Annotated in this window: 20 protein-coding genes; 10 read left to right on the top strand and 10 right to left on the bottom strand. The window is 67.2% G+C overall.

Going from position 1 to position 25615, the window contains the following annotated elements; translation table 11 throughout:
* Positions 1-279 precede the first annotated feature (279 nt).
* Complete coding sequence (locus tag Q3A80_RS04705; protein WP_446327908.1) at positions 280-1296, bottom strand: aldo/keto reductase; 1017 nt, start codon at positions 1294-1296, stop codon at positions 280-282.
* Positions 1297-1437: 141 nt separating this feature from the next.
* On the opposite strand from Q3A80_RS04705, the gene Q3A80_RS04700 reads away from it, so the two are divergent.
* Positions 1438-2349: a LysR substrate-binding domain-containing protein gene (locus tag Q3A80_RS04700; protein ID WP_446327907.1), complete on the top strand. Its 912-nt coding sequence runs from the start codon at positions 1438-1440 to the stop codon at positions 2347-2349.
* Between the two features lie 50 nt (positions 2350-2399).
* On the opposite strand, the gene Q3A80_RS04695 is transcribed toward Q3A80_RS04700, so the two are convergent.
* The gene (locus tag Q3A80_RS04695) at positions 2400-3554 is read right to left on the bottom strand and encodes a porin (protein WP_446327906.1); all 1155 of its coding nucleotides are present in this window, start codon (positions 3552-3554) and stop codon (positions 2400-2402) included.
* Positions 3555-3934: 380 nt separating this feature from the next.
* Here Q3A80_RS04695 and Q3A80_RS04690 point away from each other — a divergent pair, with 380 nt between their 5' ends.
* The gene (locus tag Q3A80_RS04690) at positions 3935-5038 is read left to right on the top strand and encodes an OpgC domain-containing protein (protein ID WP_446327905.1); all 1104 of its coding nucleotides are present in this window, start codon (positions 3935-3937) and stop codon (positions 5036-5038) included.
* A gap of 61 nt (positions 5039-5099) precedes the next feature.
* Positions 5100-6044, top strand: coding sequence for an alpha/beta hydrolase (locus tag Q3A80_RS04685; protein ID WP_446327904.1), 945 nt, complete (start codon positions 5100-5102; stop codon positions 6042-6044).
* A 142-nt stretch (positions 6045-6186) separates the two neighbouring features.
* On the opposite strand, the gene Q3A80_RS04680 is transcribed toward Q3A80_RS04685, so the two are convergent.
* On the bottom strand, positions 6187-7425 hold the full coding sequence (locus tag Q3A80_RS04680; RefSeq protein ID WP_446327903.1) for an SfnB family sulfur acquisition oxidoreductase: 1239 nt from the start codon (positions 7423-7425) through the stop codon (positions 6187-6189).
* A 298-nt stretch (positions 7426-7723) separates the two neighbouring features.
* Here Q3A80_RS04680 and Q3A80_RS04675 point away from each other — a divergent pair, with 298 nt between their 5' ends.
* Positions 7724-8989, top strand: coding sequence for an acyl-CoA dehydrogenase family protein (locus Q3A80_RS04675; protein ID WP_446327902.1), 1266 nt, complete (start codon positions 7724-7726; stop codon positions 8987-8989).
* The gene (locus Q3A80_RS04670; protein ID WP_446327901.1) at positions 8986-10386 is read left to right on the top strand and encodes an LLM class flavin-dependent oxidoreductase; all 1401 of its coding nucleotides are present in this window, start codon (positions 8986-8988) and stop codon (positions 10384-10386) included. Before Q3A80_RS04675 ends, Q3A80_RS04670 begins: the two co-directional genes overlap by 4 nt.
* Before the next feature lie 244 nt (positions 10387-10630).
* Here Q3A80_RS04670 and Q3A80_RS04665 read toward each other — a convergent pair whose 3' ends face one another.
* On the bottom strand, positions 10631-11845 hold the full coding sequence (locus tag Q3A80_RS04665) for an FAD-dependent oxidoreductase (protein WP_446327900.1): 1215 nt from the start codon (positions 11843-11845) through the stop codon (positions 10631-10633).
* Positions 11846-11999: 154 nt separating this feature from the next.
* On the opposite strand from Q3A80_RS04665, the gene Q3A80_RS04660 reads away from it, so the two are divergent.
* Together Q3A80_RS04660 and Q3A80_RS04655 are read left to right on the top strand one after the other, a co-directional pair.
* The gene (locus Q3A80_RS04660) at positions 12000-12944 is read left to right on the top strand and encodes a LysR family transcriptional regulator (protein WP_446327899.1); all 945 of its coding nucleotides are present in this window, start codon (positions 12000-12002) and stop codon (positions 12942-12944) included.
* A 117-nt stretch (positions 12945-13061) separates the two neighbouring features.
* A complete protein-coding gene (locus Q3A80_RS04655) occupies positions 13062-13820 on the top strand; it encodes an SDR family oxidoreductase (protein ID WP_446327898.1) in 759 nt (252 codons plus the stop codon).
* A 6-nt stretch (positions 13821-13826) separates the two neighbouring features.
* On the opposite strand, the gene Q3A80_RS04650 is transcribed toward Q3A80_RS04655, so the two are convergent.
* The 3 genes from Q3A80_RS04650 to Q3A80_RS04640 form a co-directional block, all read right to left on the bottom strand.
* Positions 13827-14171, bottom strand: a complete 345-nt coding sequence (locus tag Q3A80_RS04650) for a cupin domain-containing protein (protein WP_446327897.1) — start codon at positions 14169-14171, stop codon at positions 13827-13829.
* A 106-nt stretch (positions 14172-14277) separates the two neighbouring features.
* Positions 14278-15711: an MFS transporter gene (locus Q3A80_RS04645; protein ID WP_446327896.1), complete on the bottom strand. Its 1434-nt coding sequence runs from the start codon at positions 15709-15711 to the stop codon at positions 14278-14280.
* Between the two features lie 228 nt (positions 15712-15939).
* Positions 15940-17418: a sensor domain-containing diguanylate cyclase gene (locus tag Q3A80_RS04640; protein ID WP_446327895.1), complete on the bottom strand. Its 1479-nt coding sequence runs from the start codon at positions 17416-17418 to the stop codon at positions 15940-15942.
* 326 nt (positions 17419-17744) lie between these two features.
* Between Q3A80_RS04640 and Q3A80_RS04635 the strand changes: the two genes are divergently transcribed.
* Entirely contained in the window at positions 17745-19820 is a 2076-nt protein-coding gene (locus Q3A80_RS04635) for a putative bifunctional diguanylate cyclase/phosphodiesterase (protein ID WP_446327894.1), read from the top strand.
* Positions 19821-19964: 144 nt separating this feature from the next.
* Here the strand turns inward: Q3A80_RS04635 and Q3A80_RS04630 are convergent, their stop codons facing one another.
* The 3 genes from Q3A80_RS04630 to Q3A80_RS04620 all read right to left on the bottom strand — a co-directional run bounded on the left by Q3A80_RS04630 (position 19965) and on the right by Q3A80_RS04620 (position 23912).
* A complete protein-coding gene (locus tag Q3A80_RS04630) occupies positions 19965-21212 on the bottom strand; it encodes an MFS transporter (protein ID WP_446327893.1) in 1248 nt (415 codons plus the stop codon).
* Positions 21213-21422: 210 nt separating this feature from the next.
* Positions 21423-22517, bottom strand: coding sequence for a potassium channel family protein (locus Q3A80_RS04625; protein WP_446327892.1), 1095 nt, complete (start codon positions 22515-22517; stop codon positions 21423-21425).
* A gap of 60 nt (positions 22518-22577) precedes the next feature.
* Complete coding sequence (locus Q3A80_RS04620; RefSeq protein WP_446327891.1) at positions 22578-23912, bottom strand: NAD(P)/FAD-dependent oxidoreductase; 1335 nt, start codon at positions 23910-23912, stop codon at positions 22578-22580.
* Positions 23913-24158: 246 nt separating this feature from the next.
* Between Q3A80_RS04620 and Q3A80_RS04615 the strand changes: the two genes are divergently transcribed.
* The gene (locus Q3A80_RS04615) at positions 24159-24806 is read left to right on the top strand and encodes a hypothetical protein (RefSeq protein WP_446327890.1); all 648 of its coding nucleotides are present in this window, start codon (positions 24159-24161) and stop codon (positions 24804-24806) included.
* Between the two features lie 403 nt (positions 24807-25209).
* Positions 25210-25497, top strand: coding sequence for a hypothetical protein (locus tag Q3A80_RS04610; protein ID WP_446328129.1), 288 nt, complete (start codon positions 25210-25212; stop codon positions 25495-25497).
* Positions 25498-25615: the final 118 nt, after the last annotated feature.

Genomic DNA, 25615 nt, shown 5'->3' with positions numbered 1-25615 from the left:
GGGCGGACGGGGCGGTCGGGATGCCGTTCTGCCGGTCCGTCGCCAGGTCAGCGCGTCAGGCCGCCGCGCTTCCGGTGCGCAAACAGGCCGGTCCCTGGCCGATCCGTGCATCGGTCCGCTAGCCTGCCGGTCCGCAAAACCAATCAGTCCGCAACCAACCGATAGGCGCGTCAGCCGAGCAAGCTGCATCCGCAAAACCGGCCGGTCCGTCAGTCGATAGGCGCATCGGCCCGCCAGACCTCGACTCCGCGCACGCCACCAGCCAACCATGCTCACCACTCACGCGCGATGCGCCGGCCCCCGTCCCTGCTCGCTGTCGAGGTGAGCCATCTGCGCGGCCGGATAACGCTCGCCGGCAGCCGCCCCGGCGGGAACCGCCGCTTCGATGCGCGCCAGATCATCGACCGTTAGTTGCAATTGGGAGGCCGACAGTGCGTCCTGAAGCTGCGTGCGCTTGCGCGCGCCGATCAGCGGCACGATGTCGTCGCCGCGCGACAGCGCCCACGCGATCGCGATCTGCGCCGGATTGCTGCCCTTCTCGTCCGCGATCGCGCGCAGCGCGTCGACCAGCGCGAGGTTGTGCGCGAGGTTCTCGCCCTGGAAACGCGGGCTCGCCGCGCGGAAATCGCGCGCGCCCTGCCGCGCCGCGCTCCAGCCGCCGCCGAGCAGCCCGCGCGACAGCACGCCGTACGCCGTCACGCCGATCCCGAGTTCGCGGCACGCAGGCAGGATTTCCGCCTCGATCCCGCGCGACAGCAGCGAGTATTCGATCTGCAGATCCGCGACCGGTGCGACGGCCGCCGCGCGGCGGATCGTGTCGGCGCCGACTTCCGACAGTCCGATATGGCGCACGTAGCCGGCCTTCACGAGATCCGCGAGCGCGCCGACCGTGTCCTCGATCGGCACCGCCGGGTCGACGCGCGCCGGCCGGTAGATGTCGATATGGTCGGTGCCGAGCCGCTTCAGCGAATACGCGACGAAGTTGCGGATCGCCTGCGGCCGCGCATCGTAGCCGGCGAACGCGCCGGCCGGATCGCGCAGCGCGCCGAACTTCACGCTGATCAGCACCTGGTCGCGCGTGCGGCCGCGCAGCGCGTCGCGGATCAGCATCTCGTTGTCGCCCATCCCGTAGAAGTCGCCCGTATCGAGCAGCGTGATCCCGTTGTCGAGCGCCGCGTGCAGCGTCGCGATGCTCTCGTCGCGATCCGCCGGCCCGTAAAGATCCGACATCCCCATGCAGCCGAGCCCGATCGCCGAAACCTGCGGGCCCGTGCGGCCCAGTTGACGCTTGTCCATGTCCGTGTCCTTGCGGTGGTGAGTGAATGAACCGGATTCTGGACGCATCGCGGCGCGCGATAAACGCGAAACGCCCAACCAATTCATTCGACGCTGATTAACAATGGAGGCTGTTCCAATCCGCCCCCGCACCCGCCCCGCATGGACCATCTGCATGCAATGCGCATCTTTGCGCGCGTCGCCCATCTCGGCAGCTTCACGAAAGCCGCCGAGCAGCTGCAATTGCCGCGTCCGACGGTCAGCAATGCCGTCCAGTATCTGGAAAAGCACCTGAAGGTGCGCCTGCTGCAGCGAACCACCCGGCGCGTCGCGCTGACCGCCGAAGGCGCGACCTACTACGAGCGGTGCACGCGGCTGCTGGCCGATCTCGACGATGCCGAGACGCTGTTCGACGACGCCGGCGCCTCGCCGCGCGGCGTGATTCGCGTCGACCTGCCCGAGCGCTTCGCACTGAACCAGGTGATTCCGGCGCTGCCGGATTTCCACGCGCGCTATCCCGACCTGCGCGTCGTGCTCGGCACGACCGACCGCTTCGTCGATCTCGTCGCCGACGGGATCGACTGCGCGGTGCGGGTCGGCGTGCTGTCCGACACGTCGCTCGTCGCGCGCCGGATCGGCGAGCTCGCGCAGATCAACTGCGCGTCGCCCGCGTATCTCGCGCGGCACGGCACGCCGCGCTCGCCGGACGATCTGCCGGACCATGTCGCGGTCGGCTATTTCTCGAGCCGCACGGGCCGCGAACTGGACTGGGAATATGCGGACATGGATTCCGGCGCGCTGCAAACGGTGAAGATGCGCAGCGTCGTCGCCGTGAACAGCTCGCAGGCGTATCTCGCGTGCTGTCTCGCGGGCCTCGGGCTGATCCAGGCGCCGCGCGAAGGGCTCGCGCCGCTGCTCGAGGACGGCTCGCTGGTCGAGGTGCTGCCGGAATGGCATGCCGCGCCGCTGCCGGTGTCGGTCGTGTTTCCACACAGCCGGCATCTGGCGCCGCGCGTGCGGATCTTCGTCGACTGGCTCGCGGAAACGCTCGCCGACCGGCACCGCGCGGAATGACGGCAGCCGGCGCCGGGCAACTCGCCGCGGCGCGCCGGCCGGTCAGGACCTCAGAACTTGTGACGGATCGCGGCGCGCACCGCGAACTGGTTCGCCGATGACGACGGACCGTCCGTGCCGACCACGTAGCCGCCGTCGGCCGCGGTGCCGGTCTTGTCGCCGCCGACCTTCTGCCATGCGCCCTGCAGGTACACGTCGGTGCGCTTCGACAGGCTGTAGTCGGCCATCAGCCCGACCGTGTGGTACTTCGGCTTGATCGAACCGGCCGCGGCGTCGAACTTGCCGTCGGTATACACGTACTGCGCGCCCAGATAGAAGTCGGGCGTGAGCTGATATTTGCCGTTGATCTCGAAGTTCTGGAACCTGGTCGCGCTCAGTCCGAGGCCCGAGAACGTCGACGCCGGCAGGTAGACGGTCGACACCGGGTTCTTCACGTCGGTCTTCGTGTAGACGAAGCCGACCGTCGCCGGGCCGAACGTGTAGTTGATGCCGCCGCCGAAGATGCGCAGGCGGTCGGCGACGAAGTTCGCGTCGTCGGCCGCGATCGCGCCCGCGCTGCCGGCGCCCGGGCTGTTCGCCTGCAGGTACGCGGCCGCGACCTGCAGCCCGGCCAGCGAATACTGCGCGCCGATGCTGTACTGGCGGTTGGTCGAGAAGCCGGTGCTGTTGCTGAAGCTGTAGGTGCCGCCGAACGACAGCCCGTTCCAGTCGGGGCTCGCGTACTTGACCGTGTTGTTGACGCGGAACGAGTTGTCCGTGTTGTCGTTGTCGAACGGGTGCGAGAACAGCGTGCCGCCCCAGTTGCCGTTGGCGGTCAGCGGCGCGAGATAGTCGACGACGGAATCGTACTGGCGGCCGAAGGTCAGCGTGCCGAAGCGCGACGCGCTCAACCCGACGAACGCCTGACGGCCGAACATGCGGCCGCCCTGGTTGAGCCGGCCGTTGTTCACGTCGAAACCGTTTTCCAGCGTGAACACCGCCTTCAGGCCGCCGCCGAGATCCTCGCTGCCTTTCAGGCCCCAGCGGCTGCCTTGCGCATAGCCGCTCGCGAGCCGGTAATCCGTTTTTCCGACCCCGTTTACGCTCACGTTGTTCGTGTAGTTGAAGCCTTCGTCGATCAAGCCGTACAGCGTGACGCTGTCCTGTGCGAACACCGGCGCGGCGAAGGCGGCCAGCGCGGCGGCAAAAATGACGTGCTGCTTCATGACGGATCTCCGGAGCCGGGTGCCGGGCGGGCCTTTCGCCCGGCGATCGTTTGGTCTGTTTATAGGGGTGGCCCGCAGGGCGGACAACGCGGTGTGCGGCCGCGAGGACAAAATGGTGTCACGTCGCAAATCGCTCGTCCATCGGCGCGTAGGCGTGGCCCGCAAAGCGTTGCGCTGCTCCAACTGCGCGCTTCGCGCCGCCGTCCGAGCGCCCTTGCCGGACACGGCTGACCGGCCCGCCATCCGCGTAAACCCGGGCGGCGTCGCATCGGTGGCACAATGCGCATCCGTTCGTCATTTCTTCACGAAGTCATGCTTCACCCCGATTCATGCGCGGCACGTGCCGGCCGCGCACGCGGCGCGCGCCGGGAGGCGGCCCGATGACCGCCGCCGCCCGGGCCGGCCGCTACGCCGAGCTCGACTTCTTCCGCGGCCTCGTGCTGCTGGTGATCGTCGTCGACCATATCGGCGGCAGCATCCTGTCGCGCGTCACGCTGCACGCGTACGCGCTGTGCGACGCGGCCGAGGTATTCGTGTTCCTCGGCGGCTTCGCGACCGCCATCGCGTACAACTCGCTCGCCGAGCGGCACGACGAGGCCGCCGCGCGCCAGCGCTTCATCCGGCGCGCGTTCGAGATCTACCGTGCATTCCTCGTGACGGCCGGGCTGATGCTGCTGATCACCGCGGTGCTGAACGCGTTCGCGATCGACGGCCCGAACATGCCGACCAACGATCTGGACGGCCTGCTCCACAAGCCGCTCGCCGCGCTGCGCGACATCCTGCTGTTCCGCCGCCAGCCGTATCTCGCGTCGGTGCTGCCGATGTATGCGTTCTTCGCGCTGCTCGTGCCGCTCGCGCTGCCGCTCGCCCGCACGCAGCCGTGGCTGATGCTCGCGTTCAGTGCGTCGCTCTGGTACGCGGCGCCGCACGTCGCGCGCTTTTTGCCGACCGTCGAAGGCGCGCCGTGGGACTTCAACCCGTTCGCCTGGCAGTTCCTGTTCGTGCTCGGCGTGATCGCGCGCTGCCAGCCCGTCTACCAGACGCTCGCGCCGAAGCCGCAAGGCTGGCTGCTGACGGCCGCCGCGCTCGCGATCGTCGCGGCCGGCGCGTATTACCGGCTGCGCGTCGAGCCGTTTCCGACCGATCCGTCGATCAAGCAGAACCTCGGCGCGCTGCGGCTCGCGAACTTCCTCGCGATCGCGTGGCTCGCGGCGAAGCTCGTGCACCTCGGCTGGATGAAGAAGGTCGCGCATGCGATGCCGTGGATCGGCACGATCGGACGCCAGGGGCTGCTGTGCTTCGTCGCCGGCACCGGCATCTCGCTCGCGGTCGACTCGCTGCTTTACCAGGCGACCGAAGGCTACCTGAACGTGCCGCTCGGCCTGACCGCCGACGTCGTCGCGATGGGGCTGCTGTATCTCGTCGCGAAGCTCTATGCGCCGCTGGTGTCGCGGCTGCCGTTCCCGTTCCGTGCGCGGCAATGATGTGCCGCGCGGTCATGCGCCGCTGCTACGATAGCGGGCGCCTCCCCTGAAACGCTTCGCCATGCGCCGACTCGCCCTTCCGTTCGCCGCCGCCCTGCTCGCCGGCGCTCTCGCCACCGCCCATGCCACGCCGGGCGCGTCCGCGGTTTCGCCGGCGGCCTCCGCGCCCGCGGCCGCGCTCGTCCCGCCCGCAACGGTCGCGCCGGCCGCGCAGGAGGCGCCGGTCAACCCGGGCAGCAGCATCGTGCTGCGTTCGTTCCGGTCGGCGTCGCTGAAGCGCGACTGGTCCTATACGGTCTACCTGCCGCCCGGCTACAACCCGGAGGGCGCGCGCTATCCGGTGCTGTACCTGCTGCACGGCAATGCCGGCAACGCGAACGACTGGATCACGCAGGGCCGGCTGCAGGCGACCACCGACACGCTGATCGAGCGCCACGAGATTCCACCCGTCGTGATCGTGATGCCGCAAGGCGGCACCGACTGGTACGTGGATCGCAAGGAGAAGATGCAGAGCGCGTTCCTGAACGACCTGCTGCCGGAAGTCGAAGCGCACTTCGCGGTGTCGAACCAGCGCGCGGGCCGCGCGATCGGCGGCGTGTCGATGGGCGGCTTCGGCGCGCTGCGCTTCTCGCTGCTCGAGCCGGGCCTGTTCTGCGGCGCGATGCTGCTGAGCCCCGCGATCTACGCGAACGAGCCGCCGCTCAATTCCGCCGCGCGCTACGTCGGCGTGTTCGGCGACCGGCAGTTCGACCCGCGCGTGTGGCACGAGCTGAACTACCCGGCACTGATGCGCGGCTATTTCGCGCGCACGTGGCGCGTGCCGATGTTCATCGCGGCCGGCGACGACGACCTGACGATCCAGGCGGAATCGAGCCTGCTGTATACGCACCTGCGCCGCGAGCAGAATCCGGCCGAGCTGCGCATCGTCGACGGCGGCCATACGTGGGACGTGTGGCGCGGCATCCTCGGGCAAGGGTTGAAGTACGCGCTGGAGTGCGTGAAGTAACGACGCCGCAGCGCGCGTCACGCAGCTGCGCGCCGCCTGCCGGACGCTTCACGCTCCGTTGGGCCCCGGTTTCCGGCGCAATGCGCGCATCCGCATCCGCATCCGCATCTGCGTTCGCATTCGCGTCGCAAACGTGCGCGATTCAATTCCACGCATGGCGTGCCGGGCGCACGCCGTTCAGATAGTAATTGCCGACGAGGTGATACTTCCACCGCACCGGATCGTGCAGCGTATGCGTGCGCGCGTTGCGCCAGTGCCGGTCGAGATTGTGTTCGGCGAGCGTCGACTGCGTGCCGGCCAGTTCGAACAGTTTTTCGCCCGCGAGCAGCGCGATTTCGGTCGTCAGCACCTTCGCCTCGCCGACCGCGACCGATGCGCGCGCGACATCGTCGTCGGTCACCGTGCCGCGCGCGGCGATCTCGTCGAGCGCGCGCGCCGCGCGTTCGAGCAGCGCTTCCGCCGCATGCAGCTGGATATGCAGGCGGCCGATCTCGCGGACGATCAACGGATCGTCGGTCGCTCGTGCGACGCCGCTGTCGACCCACGGCCGCGTACGGGTGCGCACGAACGCCTCCGTATCCTCAATGGCCGCCTTCGCGATGCCCGCATCGATCGCGGCCTGGATGATCTGCGACAGCGGACCGTTGAGCGTCGGCTCGTCCGACACGCGCTGCGCATGCAATACATGCGACGCCGGCACGCGCACGCCGTCGAGCACTACCGTGCCGCTCGCCGTCGTGCGCTGGCCGAAGCCCGACCAGTCGTCGATCACGGTGAGCCCCGGCGTCGGCTGCGGGACATACGCGAGCCATGCCTGCCGTGCATCGTCGAGGCCCAGCACCGGTACGTAGTGTGCGAACAGCGCACCGGTCGAATAGAACTTCGTGCCGTCGACGACGTAGTCGTCGCCATCGCGCCGCACGCGCGTCTTCAGGTCGAGCACGTGCTTCGTGCCCTTCTCCGAGAAACCGTTGCCGAAGCGCTTGCCGCTCAGGATTTCCGCGAAGAAATGGCGCTTTTGCGCGTCGGTACCGATCAGCGCGATCACGTCGACGAGCCCGAAGTGATTCTGCGGCAACTGCCCGAGCGACGCATCGGCCGCCGCGACGATCTTGATCACCTCGGTGAGCGTCACGTGCGATACGCCCGCGCCGCCGTAGGCCTTCGGCACCGTGATCGCCCACAGTCCCGACTGCGAGAACCATTCGATCTCGTCGCGCGGCAGGCGGCGCTCGCGATCGCGCCCGGACGCCCCTTCGGCGAGCCGCTGCGCAAGCGCATGCGCGGCTTCGATCGCTTGTGCGTCGTCGGCGATCACGCGCGCCACCTGCGGTTTTGCATCGGCCGGCCGCTCCTGCAGCGTCGCGCTCGTATCTGACATCGGGCTCTCCTGTCGAATATCGAAAGCATTCAATCTAGCAGCGCGGCGCGTGCCGGCAAACCGAGCGATTCTCGTAACGATATTCCTTCGGATCACAAACGACCTTGTGCAGCATGGCCCGCGCCCGGTCCCGCGCTTCTGCAGCGCAACCGATGCCCGAACGTCGCAGCTTGCGCTCGCCGGTTCCCGTAATGCGCAGCGACGATAACGATCTGCGAATCCGTTATTGGAACGCGCGCGTCGCGCTTCCTATACTGGGCTCCCGCTGCAAACGGCCCCGCCCTTCGAGGAACCCCGCATGACTTCGTCGCACGCAGATCCCGCTCTTTCCACCGGCACCGACTACGAGGCGCTCGCGAGCCGGTTTCGTCCCCTATTCGACCGGATCGCCGCCGGCACCGCGGAGCGCGAACGCCGCCGCGAACTGCCGCACGAAGCGATCGGCTGGCTGAAGGCCGCCGGCTTCGGCTCGATCCGGCTGCCGGTGCGCGATGGCGGCGCCGGCGCATCGCTGCCGCAGCTGTTCAGGCTGCTCATCGAGCTCGCGACCGCCGATTCCAATCTGCCGCAGGCGTTGCGCGGCCACTTCGCGTTCGTCGAGGACTGGCTCAACGCACCGCCCGGGCCGCAGCGCACGACATGGTTCGACCGCTTCGCGAGCGGCCAGCTCGTCGGCAATGCGTGGTCGGAAGCCGGCGACGTCCCGCTCGGCCAGACCATCACCAAGGTTTCGGAGAAGAATGGCCGGCTCGTGCTGAACGGCCGGAAGTTCTACAGCACGGGCAGCCTGTTCGCGGACTGGATCGACGTGTTCGCGCAGCGCGAGCATGACGGCAGCGACGTGATCGTCGCCGTCGCCACCGTGCAGCCGGGCGTGATACTCGAAGACGACTGGGACGGCTTCGGGCAGCGCACGACCGGCAGCGGCACGACGCGCTTCGAGAATGCGGCGGTCGACGCGGACCACGTGATCGACTTCGCGCGCCGCTTCAAATATCAGACGGCGTTCTACCAACTGTTCCACGTCGCCACGCTGGCGGGCATCGGCCATGCGATCGTGCGCGATGCGGGCGAACTCGTACGCAACCGCTCGCGCGTGTACAGCCACGGCAACGCCGCGCGTGCGGGCGACGATGCGCAGCTTCAGCAGGTGATCGGAGAGATCGCATCGTGGGCGTACGCGGCCGATGCGCTCGCGCTGCGTGCCGCGCAGCCGCTGCAGCATGCGTATCTCGCCCGCTTCGGCAACGACGACGAAGCCGAACGCGCGGCGAACGTCGCCGCCGAAATCGAGTCCGCGCAAAGCCAGCTCGTCGTGTCGGAACTCGTGCTGCGCGCGGCGACGCACGTGTTCGACGCACTCGGCGCGTCGGCTACGCGCAGCACGACCGCGCTCGATCGTCACTGGCGCAACGCGCGCACGGTGTCGTCGCACAATCCGCTCGTCTACAAGGCGCGAATCGTCGGCGACTGGGTCGTCAACGGACGCACGCCGCCGTTCGTGTGGCGCGTCGGCAATGGCGCACCAGCGGAGGCTGGCACCGCAACGGAGGCCGCACGATGAGCAAGACGATCCGCTTCAACGCGTTCGAGATGAACTGCGTCGGCCACCAGTCGCCCGGCCTGTGGGCGCATCCGCGCGATCGCTCGTGGCAGTACAAGGATCTCGACTACTGGACCGATCTCGCGCGCGTGCTCGAACGCGGCATCTTCGACGCGATCTTCATCGCGGACGTGATCGGCTATTACGACGTCTACCGCGGCAGCGACTACCACGCGCTGCACCAGGCCGCGCAGATCCCGGTCAACGATCCGCTGCAGCTCGCCGCGCCGATCGCGATGGCGACCGAGCATCTCGGGATCGGCATCACCGCGTCGACGACGTTCGAGCATCCGTACACGTTCGCGCGCCGGCTGTCGACCGCCGACCATCACACGAAGGGCCGGCTCGCATGGAACATCGTCACGTCGTATCTGGAAAGCGGCGCGAAGAACGTCGGCGACCACGGGCTGCGCACGCACGACGACCGCTATGCGGTCGCGGCCGAATACGTCGAAGTCCTGTACAAGCTGTTCGAAGGCAGCTGGGAAGACGGCGCGGTGGTGCGCGATCGCGAGGGCCGCGTGTTCACGCATCCGGAGAAGGTGCACGAGATCGGCCACAAGGGGCGTTTCTTCGACGTGCCCGGCTATCACCTGTGCGAACCGTCGCCGCAGCGCACACCGGTGCTGTTCCAGGCCGGCGCGTCCGGGCCCGGCAAGGCGTTCGCCGCGCAGCACGCCGAATGCGTGTTCGTCGCCGCACCGACGCGCGCGCAGCTCGCGCGCTACGTCGCCGACGTGCGCGCGCAGGCCGCCGCCGCAGGCCGCGACGCGCACGACGTGCTGATCTACAACCTCGTCACGGTGATCGTCGACGAAACCGACGAGAAAGCGCACGCGAAGTTCGACGAGTACCGGCGCTACGTGTCGTACGACGGCTCGCTCGTCTTCATGTCCGGCTGGACCGGCATCGATTTCGGCCAGTACGCGCCGACCGACGCGGTCAGGCGCGTCGAGACGAATGCGATCGTGTCGGCCGTCGAGCACCTGGCCGGCGGCGATACCGCGTGGACGATCGAGGAGCTCGCCGCGTGGGGCGGCATCGGCGGGATGGGGCCGGTGTTCGTCGGCTCCGCGCAGACCGTCGCGGACATCCTGCAGGAATGGGTCGCCGCGACCGACGTCGACGGCTTCAATCTCGCGTATGCCGTCGCGCACGAAACCTTCGAGGACATCGTGCGCCACCTCGTGCCGGAACTGCAGCGGCGCGGCGTGTATCCGACCGAATACGCGCCGGGCACGCTGCGCGAGAAGCTGTTCGGCGGCTCGGCGAAGTTGCCGGATGCGCATCCGGCCGCGCGGTTTCGCGACATCGAGCAGGTCAAGCGCGACGCGCAACGGGTGGCCGACTACGCGTGACGGTCCTGCGAGTGGCCGGCTCGTGTGCCGGACGGCCGGCAGCCACGCGGGCGCGTGTGCGTTCGAGTGCCGCACCGGTCGGTTGGCACGACGTGCGAAGCGGGTGATCGACCGCATGCGTGCGGCGCACTTCGCGGCAGGCCGGCCGCACTCGGGCGGCACGATCTCCGTGTCGGCGGCGAACGAACGCGCGACGATGGTGCGCGTCATCCACACCGCGACCGCCGGCAACGCCGCCGACCGCTCAAAGCCACGTCCCGCCCTGCCGCTCGTTCGGTTCGTCGGCGAGCGCGTCGAAATCGTGAATCCAGTCGAGGTGATGCAGCACGCTGTCGCGTGCGGCAAGACGCGCATTGCGCGCATGCGCGGCCGGTCCGTCCGGCAGATGCAGCACGTCGGCCGCGGAGATCGATGCGTACTGCACCTTGCGCGTGCGCCCGCGCCGCAGCCGCTCGTACGCTTCCTGCGCTTCGCGCCAGTTCCGGGGCCCGGCCTTCGCGAGTTGCGCGGCCAGCACCATCGCATCCTCGATCGACTGGTTCGCGCCCTGCCCGTGATGCGGCACCAGCGCATGCGCGGCGTCGCCGATCAGCGTCACGCGGCCGCGGCTCCAGCGGCCGAGCGGCGGCCGGTGGAACAGCCCCCAGCGCTGGCTGATCGGCACCGCGGTGATCATCTGCACCACTGCCGGATGCCAGTCGCCGAACAGCCGTAGCTGCTCGCCCTCCTGCGCCGGCATCACCCAGTCGCGCAACGGCCACGGCGACGGATGCCGCTCGACCAGCAGGAAGTTCTGGTCGCCGTTGTCGCCGATCGGATAGTGCAGCAGATGCCCGTGCGGCCCGACCCAGAACTGGATGGTCTCGGGATCCGGCAGCAGGTCCATCCGCTCGGCCGGCACCACGCCGCGAAAACCCGAGCAGCCGGAATACAGCACGTCGTCATAGCCGAGCATCCAGCGCCGCGTGATCGAGCGCGCGCCATCCGCGCCGATCACGAGATCGGCGTCGATGCGCTCGCCGTTGTCGAAGCTCAGCGTGACGCGATCCGGATGCTGTGCGAGATCGACGAGCCGATGGCCGAGATGAATCTGCGCGGCGCTGACCGCCTTCGACAGGATCGACTGCAGGTCCGCGCGATGCACGCCCCAGTACGAGCCGCCGAACTGCCGGCGGTAGTCGGGCTCGCCGCGATGGTGGCCGATCACCGCACCGCTGCGCCCGTCGCGATAGACGAGGCCCGGGATTTCCGCGCAAACCGCATCGAAAGCCGGACGTAATCCCATCCGTTCGTAGAAACGCGTCGCATTGGCCGACAGCGCGACGGCAGCGCCGACCTCGCGCAGCACGTCGGTCTGCTCGTACAACTGCGCGTCGATGCCGCGCTCGCGCAACGCGAGCGCCAGCGTCAGGCCGCCGATGCCGGCCCCTACGATCGCGATTCTCAGATTCGTCTGCATGATGAACGTGTCTCCGATATTCAGATGGTGATGGGGCGCGCCTGTCGAATGCAGGCGTCGTGTCGGTATTGTCGGCAGCCCACTGTCATCCCACAATAAAATGGACGGAATCCGCTTCATCACGGAACGGAATAATCGGAGACGGCGCGAAATCATGGAACTGACCGAGATCGACCTCAACCTGCTGTTGCTGTTCCAGCGGCTGATGCAGGAGCGGCGCGTGTCGACCGTCGCCGAGCAGATGAACATGAGCCAGCCGGGCGTCAGCAACGCGCTCGCGAAGCTGCGCCGCCGGCTCGGCGACCCGCTGTTCGTACGGGCGCCGGGCGGCGTCGTGCCGACGCCGTTCGCGCTGCGCCTCGCCGAACCGGTTGCGCACGCGCTGGCGACGCTGCATGCGGCGCTCAATCCCGAGACCGGGTTCGATCCGCTGCGCGCATCGCGCACGATGACGATCGGGATGACCGACATCGGCGAAGTCGTGTTTCTGCCGGCGTTGCTCGAACACCTGTCGCGCGCGGCGCCGGGCATCGCGCTCAATACGGTGCGCAACACCAACGTCAACCTCGCCGACGAGATGGCCGACGGCCGCGTCGATCTCGCGATCGGGCTGCTGCCGCAACTGCAGGGCGGGTTCTACCAGCGCCGGCTGTTCGATCAGCGGTACGTATGCCTGTTCCGGCGCGGTCATCCGCTCGAAGACGCGCCGCTGACCGTCGACGCGTGGCGGGATGCCGAGCATCTGGTCGTCGTGTCGGCCGGCACCGGCCACGGCCAGGTGGACGAATGGCTGAAGCGGCGCCGCGTGAAGCGCCGCGTGCGGCTGACGGTGCCGCATTTCATGAGCGTCGGCTATATCCTGCAGCGCACCGACCTGATCGCGACCGTGCCCGAACATCTTGCGCTGCAGCTCGCCGCGCCGTTTTCGCTCGGCTGGCGGGCGCTGCCGGTCACGCTGCCGGGCGCGCCGATCCACATGCTGTGGCATACGCGCGTGAATCAGGACGAAGGAAACCGGTGGCTGCGCGATGTCGTGGTCGGCCTGTTCGCGGAAACCGGGACACGCGGCCGAAAGGCTGCGCCTGCACGCAGCAAGTAGTCGCATCCGGCGCGAATGCCGGCATGCGCGGTAGGATGTCGCTTCGCTGCGGCGCACGCCGCGCACCTCCGGCGACCATCGCCGCTTTCGTCACGTCAACCCGCAGGAAATCAAGCCATGTCAGTCACGAAGAAGTTCGCCGCGGTCACGGGCGCCGGATCCGGCATCGGCCGTGCGTCGGCGATCGCCCTCGCGAACGCGGGATTTACCGTCGCGCTGATCGGGCGCAACGAAGCCTCGCTGCGCGAGACGCAGGAAGCGATCGCTGCCGCCGGCGGCGATGCACACGCGTTGCGCGCCGACGTCACCGACGAAGCGTCCGTCGACCATGCGTTCGCGCAGATCGCGCAGCTATTCGGCCGGCTCGACGTGCTCTTCAACAACGCCGGCCGCAACGCGCCGGCCGTGCCGCTCGACGAATACGAATTCGGCGTCTGGAACGACGTGGTCGCGACGAACCTGACGGGAGTCTTTCTGTGTGCGCGCGCGGCGTGGCGGCTGATGAAGGCGCAAACGCCGCAGGGCGGCCGGATCATCAACAACGGTTCGATCTCGGCCCATACGCCGCGCCCGAACACGATCGCGTACACGGCGACCAAGCATGCGGTGGCCGGCATCACCAAGTCGCTCGCGCTCGACGGCCGCGCGTACAACATCGCGTGCAGCCAGATCGATATCGGCAACGCAGCGACGTCGCTCACCGACCGGATGACGGAAGGCGTCTTGCAGGCCGACGGGCGCATGGCGCCCGAGGCGCGGATGGACGTCGCGCACGTCGCGCATGCCGTCGTTCAGATGGCGAGCCTTCCGCTGGATACGAACATCCTGAACATGACGATCATGGCAACCACGATGCCGTTCGTCGGACGCGGGTAAGCCCGGTCAACGGCGCGATTCGGCGTCATGGTAGATCGCGAGCCACACGGACGGCTCGTCAGGATGCGTCCACGCAACGCGATGCCGGCAGTGCGGTTCGATCAGCACGTAGTCGCCGGGGCGCATGTCGTGCAGCGTCGCATCCGCTTCGAACTCGAGCACGGCCGCGCCGGACAGCAGCGCGACCCATTCCGCGCGCGGATCGTCATACCAGAAGCCGTCGGGGCTCGTGTGCCCCATCGAAACGATGCGCTCGACGTTCAGACGCGCGCCCGCGACGAGCACGTCGAGCTGCTCGTCGCGGCCGCGTGCGCGTTCGATGCTGAACAGGTTGCCGGTTTGCAGTTGCATGGTTCGACCCTCGCGTCCGCCTCCGATCGAAGGCGATTGACGTTCACTGTAGCGCGAAGACCGCCATTGCGGCGAACGGGTTGGCGCGTACCGGCCGGACGCGAGCTCACACGATGGCCGACTCGTCGTCGATATCGCGCGCCGTCGGCTCATGACGCACGATCAGCAGGAACACGATCGGCGTAATCGCGCTGATCGCGACGACCCAGAACATGTCCGTGCCGAGCCGCGCTTGCAGGATCGGCAGCACGAACAGCGCGAGCGCCTGGCCGATCCCGCACAGCGAGCGCCCGAAGCCGACGCCGGTGCCGCGAATCGATGCCGGATAGGACAGCGTCGGATAGATCATCATCTGCGCGCCGGGCCCGAAGCCCTCTGCGAACAGCCACGTGCCGAGCATCAGCAGCACGAGGCCCACCGCGAGCGCGCCGTGCGGATGCCCTGCCAGCGCAAGCGCGACGAGCGCGACGAACTGCAGCGCGAAACCGGCGATCGCGACATGGCGCGACGGATAGCGGGATGCGAGCCGCATGCCGAGCAAGCCGCCCGTGAACGCGAACAGCACGTTCAGCGCGAGCGACGCCGCGATCGTCTCGAACACGCCCGCGCCGAGAAACTGCGACAGGATCGACGGCAGGAAGAACGCGATCGCCGTGTATTCGAACGGAATGCACAGGTTCATCACGCTGGCGACGATCGTGCGGCCGAGATACGGCCGCTGGAACAGCACGCGGATCCGCACGGGCGGCTGGCTCGGCGTGCGCGGCGCATCCTCCGCTTCGTGCGCGTGAATGCCGTACGACTCGCGCAGAATGCGCGCCGCATTCGCGAGGTCGCCCTGGTTCGCGGCCCACAGCGGCGATTCGTTCATGAAGCGGTTGCGCACCAGGATGATGACGAGCGCGGGCACCGCGCCGAAGATCAGCGACGCGCGCCACAGCCAGCCCGCATGCTCGGCCGGCAGCAGAAAATACAGCCCGAAGATCAGCAGGAAGCAGACCGACGACGCCACGTACCACATCGGGCACCAGGCGGCGAGCCGCGAAGCCTTGTTGCCGCGGCCGTTGAACTTCGAGAATTCCGCGAGAAACGCCATCGCGACGGGCAGGTCGATGCCGACCCCGAGCCCCATCACGAAGCGCGCGCCGATCAGCACCCAGACGTTCGGCGCGAGCCCGGCCGCGATCGCCGCGATCACGAAGAACAGCATGTCGGCCATGAACACCTGATAGCGGCCGATCCGGTCGGTCAGCCAGCCGCCGATCAGACTGCCGAAGATCGTGCCGATCATGATCGCCGAGCCGACCAGCCCGGTCAGCGCGGGCGTGAGGCCGAATTCGCGCGCGACGTCGTCGATGCCGTACGACAACGTCGTCAGGTCGTACGCGTCGAGAAACACGCCGCCGAGCGCGAGCAGCACGATCATCCGCGCGTGGCTGACGGAACTGCCCTTTGTATTGATGAGGCGCGCCACGTCGCTCGCGGAGCGGATGGGCGCGGAAACCGGCGTAATAGCGGCATTCAGATCGATCGAACTCATCGCATTCCCTTGTTTCGCCGGCTGGCCGGCGACGACACTCTGGTTCTGGAAGCGACGATTCTGTTCTCTCGATCCTGTAATCCCAACCGATATAACGCGATAAATTATTCGGTGTACGTCATAACGTTTCCGGGCCGCGATCGCTTGCGACGGCCCCGCGCATGCGGTGCCGCGACGATGGCCGGATCGCCGCTCATGCAGCGGCGCACACGCGTGTCGCGGCCGCCGTCACGCCGGTGCCTGAAACGCGGCAACCTTGTTCCGGCCGGTCGCCTTCGCGTAGTACAGCGCCTCGTCGGCAGCCTTGATCACGGCGCCGGCCTCCTCGTCGTCCTCCGGCTTCCAGCTCGCGAGGCCGATGCTGGCCGTGACGTGCCCGTATTCGCTGCCCGCGTGCTCGAGCGCCAGCTGGTCGATCGCCGCGCGAATGCGCTCGGCGATCTGGGCGGCGCCTGTCTGCGGTGTATCGGGAAGCAGCACGACGAATTCCTCTCCGCCGTAGCGTGCCGCGGTATCGACCGGCCGGCGGATGTTTTCGCCGATACAACGCGCGACCGCCGTGAGCGCGTCGTCCCCGGCCTGATGACCGTAGGTATCGTTGTAGGACTTGAAGCGGTCGACGTCGACGAACAGCAACGAAAACACGGATCGCGCTCGCCGTGCGCGCCGCCACTCGCGGTCCAGCACCTCCGCGAAGCTGCGACGATTGTTCAGGCCCGTGAGACCGTCGGTACGCGCGAGCAACACGAGTTCCGACTCGGCGCGCATCCGGTGCCGCAGCTGTGTGCCGAGCATCACCGACACCGCGATGAACGCGGCGCCGAACGTCGCGACCAGCGCGCCGATCGTCGTGGCCCGGTGCCGCCACGCCGCATAGATGTCCTGCTCCGCTTCCGCGACCATGACGATCAGCGGCAGCCTCGGCAAATGTCTGAAGTAGTAAAGACGGCGCACGCCGTCGAGCGACGAGGTTTCCGAGAACACGCCCTCCTTCGCGGCCTGGAAGCGCTTGAAGGTCGCGGCCTCGCTGATGTCACGGCCGATCGTATGCGCATCGTACGGCTGGCGCATCACCATCACGCCGTCGGTGCCGATCAGCGAGATCGAGCCGTGCTGCCCGAGCGACAGGCCGGCGAACAGCTGGTGAAAATACTCGAGGTTGACCGCCATCAGCACGACGCCGCCGAACGTGCCGTCCGGGTTCGAGATCCGCCGCGTGAGCCCGATGCTGAGCACGCCGCCGCGCAGGCGCGACGCGAACGGGTCGCTGATGTAGAGTCCGGCATCCGGATTGTCGCGCTGGACGGCAAAGTACTTGCGATCGGCGAAATTGCCGCGGCGCGGCACGTCGTTGCCCGAATCGAGGACGATGTTGCCGCCGGCATCGAGCACCAGCACCGAGCCGAGAAATTGTGCGGTCATCGCGTTGTCGAACAGCACCGCGCGGCGCAGGCTCGGCGGCGCATTCATCACGTCGGGACGCTTGAGGCCGTCGATGACGGCCTGCAGCGACAAGTCGTAGAGTTCGAAGTTGCGTTCGATGTCGCGCTCGGCGATCAGGCCGAGATTGCGCGATGTTTCGCTCGCCCGCTCCAGCGCGTCATTGCGGCTCTGCAACAACTGCAGCACGCACAGGCCCATCAGCGCGCACGCGACGACGATGCCGATCGCGACGATGGTATACGGAGCCGCCGACCTGGATTTCATGTGTCTCCTCGGTGACCTCGATTACGTCATACGGAAAATACGCGCGGCGGCACGGTACGCGGAACAAGCGCCGGCCACGACGCGACACGGGCGTATCGAATGCCATTATGTCAGACGATATTGTCGCGCATCGCTCGGTCGGCTCGATCGACATGGCGGCCAATGGTGCGAAAAAAATCCGATGAAATCGCGTCCGCCGCCCGATTGAAAGGATGCCAACCCCGTCCGGATAACGCGAATCGACGGCCCGTATAATGCGTGGCGAAACAAAATCCAGGCTCGAGTAGCGCGCATGTCATTGGTAGCGGAAAACGGGGAAATTCATTGTGCACGGGACCTATAACCCATGGCTTGCTGCATTGTCTCTGGTCGTCGCGACACTCGCGGCCTACACGGCACTCGATCTCTCCAGCCGGATTGCGTTGCTGAGCCATGAGCGGCGGCGTCAGGCATGGATCGCCGGCGGCGGTATGGCCATGGGTATCGGCATCTGGTCGATGCACTTCATCGGCGTGCTGTCGTTTTCGCTGCCCATTCCGCTCGGCTACGACTTCGCGATCACGGGCGCGTCGCTCGCCATCGCCGTCGTGGTGTCGTGGTTCGCGCTGTCCATCGTCTCGCGCGCGTCCCTGTCGGCCGCCCATCTCGTCACCAGCGCGATCCTGATGGGGCTCGGCATTGCCGGCATGCACTACACCGGCGACGCCGCGATGAAAATGCAGCCGGGCATCGTCTACGACCCCGTGCTGGTTGCGGCATCGATCGGTATCGCGATCGTCGCGTCCGGTGCCGCGCTGTGGATCACGCAGTTCCTCAACGCCGCCAATCAGCGCCAGCTGAACGCGAAGCGAGTCGCGGGCGCGTGCGTGATGGGCATCGCGATCACCGGCATGCACTACACGGCGAATGCCGCCGCCACATTCCTGCCGGGGTCGATCTGCGGCGCGACGCACGAGATCGCGACGCCGTTGCTCGCGACGGCGGTGACGCTGTCCACGCTGGCGATCCTGATCGTGACGCTCGTGCTCAGCCGCTCCGGCGCGCGGACGTCGTTTCTCGCGAGCGTGGTATCGCGGCTCAACGGCGAGATCGTGCGGATGGCGCAATTCGACGAACTGACCGACCTGCCGAACCGCCGCACGTTGATGGAGCGCATCGAGACCGCGATCCAGACAGAGCGTCCGTCCCAAGCGCAGTTTGCCGTGCTGTTCATGGACCTCGACGGATTCAAGACGATCAACGACTCGCTGGGCCACACCGCAGGCGATGAGGTACTGAAGGCGTTTGCGCGTCGCTTGCAGCAATGCGTGCGCGCCACCGACACCGTCGCGCGCCTCGGCGGCGACGAATTCGTGGTTCTGCTGGAAAATGTGGCGTCCATCGACGACGTCGAGCGTGCGGCGGAACACGTGCTGAACCGGATGCGCGACGGCCTGTGGAACGACGCCCAGCCGCTGCAGGTCACGCCGAGCATCGGCATTGCGCTGTACCCGCGCGACGGCGAGACCGTGGAAGTTCTCCTCAAGCATGCCGACGTTGCGATGTACGAGGCAAAGCGCGCGGGACGCAGCACCTACCGGTTCTTCCAGGGCGACATGAACGTGGCGGCGAACCGCACGCTGCAGGTCCAGCGCGCGTTGCACGAAGCGCTGGTTGCGGGCCACTTCGAACTGCATTTCCAGCCGAAATTCCACGGCCGCAGCGGCGCGATTACCGGCGCCGAAGCGCTATTGCGGTTGAACCATCCGGAACTCGGCACATTGATGCCGGCGGAGTTCATCCCCATCGCCGAACGTACCGGGCAGATCGTGCAAATCGGCTACTGGGTCGTCCGCGAAACGTGCCGTCAGTTGAATCGCTGGCGAGCCGACGGATTGCCGGCGCTCCAGGTCGCGATCAACCTGTCGCCTCGCCAGATAGCGGAGACGGGTCTCGTTGCGCATTTTCTCGGCATCCTGAGCGCCGAGGGCGTGAAGCCCGCGCAACTGATGTTCGAGATTACGGAAAGCGTGGCGATGCAGGATGCCGCGCACACCACGGCAATGATTCACGAATTCCACGAGAACGGCTTCGAGGTTGCGATCGACGACTTCGGCACCGGTTATTCGAGCCTGAGCTACCTGCAACGGTTTCGTGCGAAGCAGTTGAAGATCGACCGCTTTTTCACTCACGGACTCGACAAGCACAATCCGGAAGGCAGCGCGATCGTTCGAGCCATCATTGCGCTCGCGCACACGCTGAAAATGGATGTAGTCGCGGAGGGTGTCGAAACGGCATCGCAGCTGGCACAACTCAAGATATTGATGTGCGACGAAGTACAGGGATTCTTGCTCGGCCATCCGCTTGAACCCGATGCGTTCGGCAGGCTGCTGCAGAAGGGATCGCCCGTCGAGAGCGTTTGATGAAACAGGCGGCGGCCGGATGATCGTCGCTGCCTCCGTACCGAGCAAACGCAACGTCATGCGTCAAGCCATTGAACAGCGCGCGCATCCGTCAGATTCGCCGCCGTTCACGCGACGGCACGAATCACGGGTGCCCGCCCGGCGTCACTCCGGTTCCGTGCGCGAAGCACCGACCGGGTTGGCCGGATGTATCCCAAGGCCGGTTCGAAGCCGTTCGCTGACCGAAACACACGCCACCACGGCAACGGTCGCCATCACGAGCCCGGTAACGGCGATCAATGCCGTCGACAGCGGAACCATCGTCAACACTGCGCTGGTGAATATGACGCCCATCGCATTGGCCGTACGCAGCCACGCAAACACTTCCGCTCTTCGCTGCGGCGGCGCCAGCGCGTCGAGGGCGAGCGAATAGTGCGTTCCCAACGGCGCGACGACGGAACCGATCGACGCGGCGCCCAGCACGGTGGTCCAGATCGATATGCCGAGCGCGATCAGCAGCAGGCCCGTCATCATCACCGACAGCTGGGCCACCACCGTGTTCCTCGTCGACATGCGGTTTCGAATGCTGACCCATACGCCGCCTGCGACTGACGCGATACACAGAGGCACGGTAAAAAAGATCGCAGACGCCGGCGCATGCCCGAATCGCAATGCCAGGGCAACCGCACCGATTTCGACCGCGGCCACGGCCGACGCGCCCGCTGTCGAGCAGATCAGCCATAACGCGATGGACATGCTGAACACTTTGGTTCCGGCCGCGGCGCTTGCGTTTCCGGCATGATGGACGCCCGTGTCCGGAATCATCAACGCGGGAATCGCACCAAACATCGCAATCACCACGATCGCGAACGGCGGCGACACGAGGCCGAGGCCGGACGCGGCAACCGGCGCCAGTCCGAAGGTCACTTCATTGAGCGTGGCCGCGATTCCCAATGCTCGAGGAAGCCGGATCGACGGCCCCAGGTGATTGAGCACCACGCGCACATAGCCGTGCGCCGCGCCGTTCACCAGCCCGGCGAGCGCGGCGAGAACGATCATCGCCGCGAATGGAACGCGACACCACGCGCCGACGGCGATCGACAGCAACGCGATCGAGCGGGCGCCGACCAGGATTCTCAGAAACGCCGCGGCCCGGCACTTCGCACCGAAGCGCGTGAGCGGAACGACGCCTGCGACCTGCGCGAGCGTCATCGCCAGTATCATTGCCGCGCCGCCGCTCGCCTTCCCGGTCATGCTCAACGCAAGCAACGAAAAAGCAATCGGGCCTGCGGCTTGCGGAATGTTCAGCGTCGCCGACGAGATGACCCAGCGAACGAGCAGCCAGCGGCTCCTGGCCCGGTCGGACGAGACGGAAGCCGTGTCCTTCGGCGCGTTATCGAAGCGAGGGATCATCGTGGAGAGGGATCAAGTGGTGTGCCGACATCTGCGTTGGCGGATCGCCGCCGCGTCGCTACACGCCGCCGCGCGAGCATTCCGCTGGTCGAACGACCTTGCGCAAAGCACGTTACGCCCGCCGCTCGTCCGGTGCAAGGGGATCGCGTCACGCTCGCGTGCATGCCGGACGATCGTCGGGGCGCACCGCGGGCAGAACGACAACCGCCGTCACACATCCGGATCCGGAATCCGCGCCGACTGAATCACGACGAGCGTATCCCCCGCCTCGATCCGGCACGGCGGATCTTCGTAAAACGAATGAATCTTCCCGCAGCGATCGAGCCCGACGACGATCGCCCCCGGCACGACGTTCGTCATGCAGCCGATCTCGTGCGGCAGCGCCTCGCGCTCCAGCAGCGTCGCGCGCCCGCGTGTCGACAGCATGTCGTTCACGAACGGCACGATGTAGCGGCTATGCACCGCATCGGCCAGCAGCAGCGCGCCGATCTTCGTCGACGACACGATCACGTCCGCGCCCGCCTGCCGCAATTGCCGCTGATACAGGTTCTCCTGGATCCGCACGACGATCTTCGTCTCGGGCGCGATGCTGCGCACCGACAGCGTCAGCAGGATCGCGGTAGGATCGTCGGTCACCGAAATGATCACGGCCTTCGCCGCGCGCACCTGCGCCTGCTGCAGCAGGTCCTCGTGCGCGGGATCGCCGAGCAGCCCGGTCACGCCGAGCGACGTCGCGGCCTCGAGCGCCTGCTGCTGCGCATCGATCACGATGATCGTCGACGGATCGACGCCGCTCTCGAGCAGCTCGCGCACGGCGATCGACCCGGACAGGCCGTACCCGCACACGACGATGTGATCGGACAGTTGCTTCTGCAGGCGTTTCATGCGGAATTCCTCGATGACGCGCTGGATCACGAACTGATACGCCGTGCCCAGGAAGATGAACCAGATGCCGATGCGGATCGGCACGATGAAGAACGCATCGATCAGGCGCGCACGCGCGGTGACCGGCACGATGTCGCCATAGCCGACCGTCGCGACCGTGACCATCGTGAAGTACACGAGGTCGGCGACGTTCATCGGCGTGCTCTTGGTCGAATCGCGCAGGCCGTCGCGATCGAGATACAGCACGAGAAACGCGAGCATGCACAGCAGCACGACCGCGCCGAGGCGGAACAGCAGCGTGCGCCGCGGCGACGTCGCGGGCCGCGTGAACAGCGTGCGCGCTCGCGGCGCCTGCCACGGGTTGCGGGCGCGCCGCAGGCGTGAGCGCAACGAGCGGCGCTTGGCGGAAGGCGTTGCCAACGGGGATTCTCCTGAAGGATGCGAGCTCGATTCTACGATGGGGACAGAGGCGCGCGTCCGCTACAGCATGCTGCGCGGCCGGACCATCGTCCCGTCGACGAACCGCCGCGCGCGGAACGCCGACAGATCGAGCGACGGCGCGCCGGTATCGACCCACTCGGCCAGCAGCCGGCCGACGATCGGCCCCATCGCGAAGCCATGTCCGCAGAACCCGGTCGCGATCGCGAGCCCGGACGGCGTGCCGGGCGTGTCGATCACCGGGATCCCGTCGGGCAGCACGTCGATCAGGCCGGCCCACGCCTCGACGATCTGCGCGTCCTTCAGTGCGGGAAAGATCGCCTTGAGCTTCGCGAGCGCGCGCGGCGCATGCGCGCGATTCGGCTGCGGCTGCGGATCGCGCGGCTCGATCGGCCCGATGCCGCCGCCGATGCGCGCGCACGCATCGCGCCACGCGGCCGCATTCAGATGCAGCCGGAATTTCTCGCGCTGCGACCAGAACTCCGGCCAGAACAGGCTCAGGCCGCGCAGATGGCCGAGCGTCAGCTCGACGTCGACCTGCATGTCGTCGGCGAGATTGATCGCGCCGTTCTTGCGTTGCCGGATGCCGAGGCCGTGCCCCCAGATCGTCGACGCGGAGACCTCGGGCAGCACGTTGGTACGCATGCAGGTGCCGCGCACCGCCTGTTGCGGCAGCCGGATGCCGACGCCGTCGAGCAGCCGGAAGCTGGTCGCGCCGGCCGCGCAGATCACGCGCCGCGTGCGGATCGTGCCGCGCTCGGTGACGACGCCGACGACCGCGCCGCCGGCCGTCTCGATCGCGGTCACGCCGCAGCCTTCGAAGAAACGTGCGCCCGCTTCGACCGCACGCGCCGCGAACGCGGCGGCCACGCGGCGCGGCTCGGCCTGCCCGTCGGTCGCGGTGTACAGCCCGCCGAGCGTGCGCGCCTGCGTCGACAGGCCGCGCACGCGCTCGTCGATCTCGGCGCGCGACAGCGTACGCGTGTCGAGCCCGTGTTCGCGCGCGACGGCAAGCCACGCCTGGAACGACGCCCAGTCGTCTTCGTTGTCGGCCATGTAGAGGCAGCCGCCCTGCCGCCATTCGAGATCGCAGCCGAGCGCCTGTTCGAGCCCTTCCCAGATCCGCATGCCGGCCATCATCAGCGGCACTTCGGCGGATTCGCGGCCCTGCTGCCGCACGAAGCCCCATGCGCGCGTGGACTGCTGGCCGGCAATGCGCGACTTGTCGAGCACGATGGCCTTCAGGCCGCGCAGGCCGAGGTAGTACGCGGCCGCGCAGCCCATGATGCCGGCGCCGGCGATCACGATGTCGGCTTCGGCCGGGAACGCCGTGGCGGCGTCGGTCAATGCATCATGCAGCGGATAGGTTGTCGTCATTGTTCTCTGTTGGCGTCGATACGTCGGGCGCCGCCATCCATGTTGACGATGACGGGCGCCGGATCAGGCGGTCGGGCTCCCGGCATGGCCGAGAGCGCACGGAACGGTCGAGGCGCGGCCTCGGCCGCCGGCTGCGGCCCCGCAGCCGGCCGACCGAGCGTCGCGGCCGTCCCCATTTTTTCGGCTTGACGGCGCTATGTTACCGCGCGCTAAACTGTATATCCATACAGTATCGCCGCAGTAGAAATGATCCTCCCCCCATTCGATCCCCCGAAGCTGAACGACCTCACCGAATGGTGGACGAAGTGCACCTACGCAGACGTGCAGCGCCTGATCCTCGAAGTCCAGCACCTGCGGCTGACGCTGTGGGAACTGAAGGCCCACGTCGCCGATGCATCGCGGCGGATCCGCGTGCTCGATCCGGACATGCTCGCGCACGGCTCCGCCCTTCGGCGGCTCAACTACCTGCTCGAAAAGGAAATCGAACGCGCGAATCCGATCGGCCGTCCGCGCGACGTTTATGCGCCGTTTTCGGATGAATGGCGCGCGCGCAAGGCATTGCGCTGTGAATTGCGCGCGCAGCCCGACCCGGCCGACGCCGGCACGCTGCCGTGCACGATTCCGGAGTTTCAGCGCGTGACCTGGGCCGAGCTTCGCGATCGCTGGCGTCATCTGAGCGACAGGCAATCGAGCCGGCAGAACATCGAGCAACGCATGGTGCTCGAAATCGCGCGTCAGCGATCGGTGATTCTCGCGCGAGCGAGGAAACTCGTCGATGCCGCGATCGACGAAGCGGCGGCGGACGGAAAGCAGTTGTTCGCGCTCGATCAGCTGAAGCGGCTGCTGTCCGTCGAGCGCGAGGACGGCGAGCCGTTTACGTACAGGCCGGCGTAAGGCAAATAAATTCGGCGCAGTGATCGAATCGCGACTGCGGCAACGCGGTGAAACGCATCGACACGTCGTTCGATCGTCGAGCCTCGTCAACATCGAAAACCGGCATGCGTTCAGTGCGCCATCGCACATTCGCGCATGTCACCGGGCCGTCACTCGCACCGACATACCATCCCGTCGAGCGCGCGCCTTGCGCCGTTTTTTTCAACGCGTGCGGGAACAAATCGTGCTCCGTATTCGCAGCGCCGGAATCAATTTTTTTCCTTTGACGGATTCCGTATTACCGGCGAATATTCGCGTCGATCTATCGGTTAGTACTTCTCAAAACACAAAAAATAACGCTGCTCGCCATGTAAAACGAGGACTTACGTTGCTTCGCCAACTGACACTGATCGAAGGGGAAGAAATGATGTCGTTGTCCCAGGATGTGAGCGTCAAAAAAGCGGCGGCCGTACAAAAGGCATCCCCACCGTCACCGGTTTTCTGGAAACCGGAGCCACTGGTCACGGCGCCGCCACCGCCCTCGGAAGCGAAACTTCCGATGCCGGACCTGCGCGACTTCTTCGCCGCGGCCGCGCTGCAAGGGTTGCTGTCGCGCGACGCCGGCCGCAACGTGTCGACGATCGCCGACTACGAATCCAAGCGCGCGCTCACCGCGTATCGTCTCGCCGACGAAATGCTGAAAGCGCGATGAACGGGCCAGCCCGCCGAATCACGCGGGCTCGTCTTCATCCATCCACTTCGGTAAAAACGGCATCCGACCGCGCATCGTCGCGCAATAATTGCCGCCCCGTCCGCCGAACCCGCCCCGA

It is taken from the genome of Burkholderia sp. SR8 (assembly GCF_052851275.1).
Note: the sequence above shows the minus strand (reverse complement) of the source record. Positions and strands in the feature narration are given on the sequence as shown.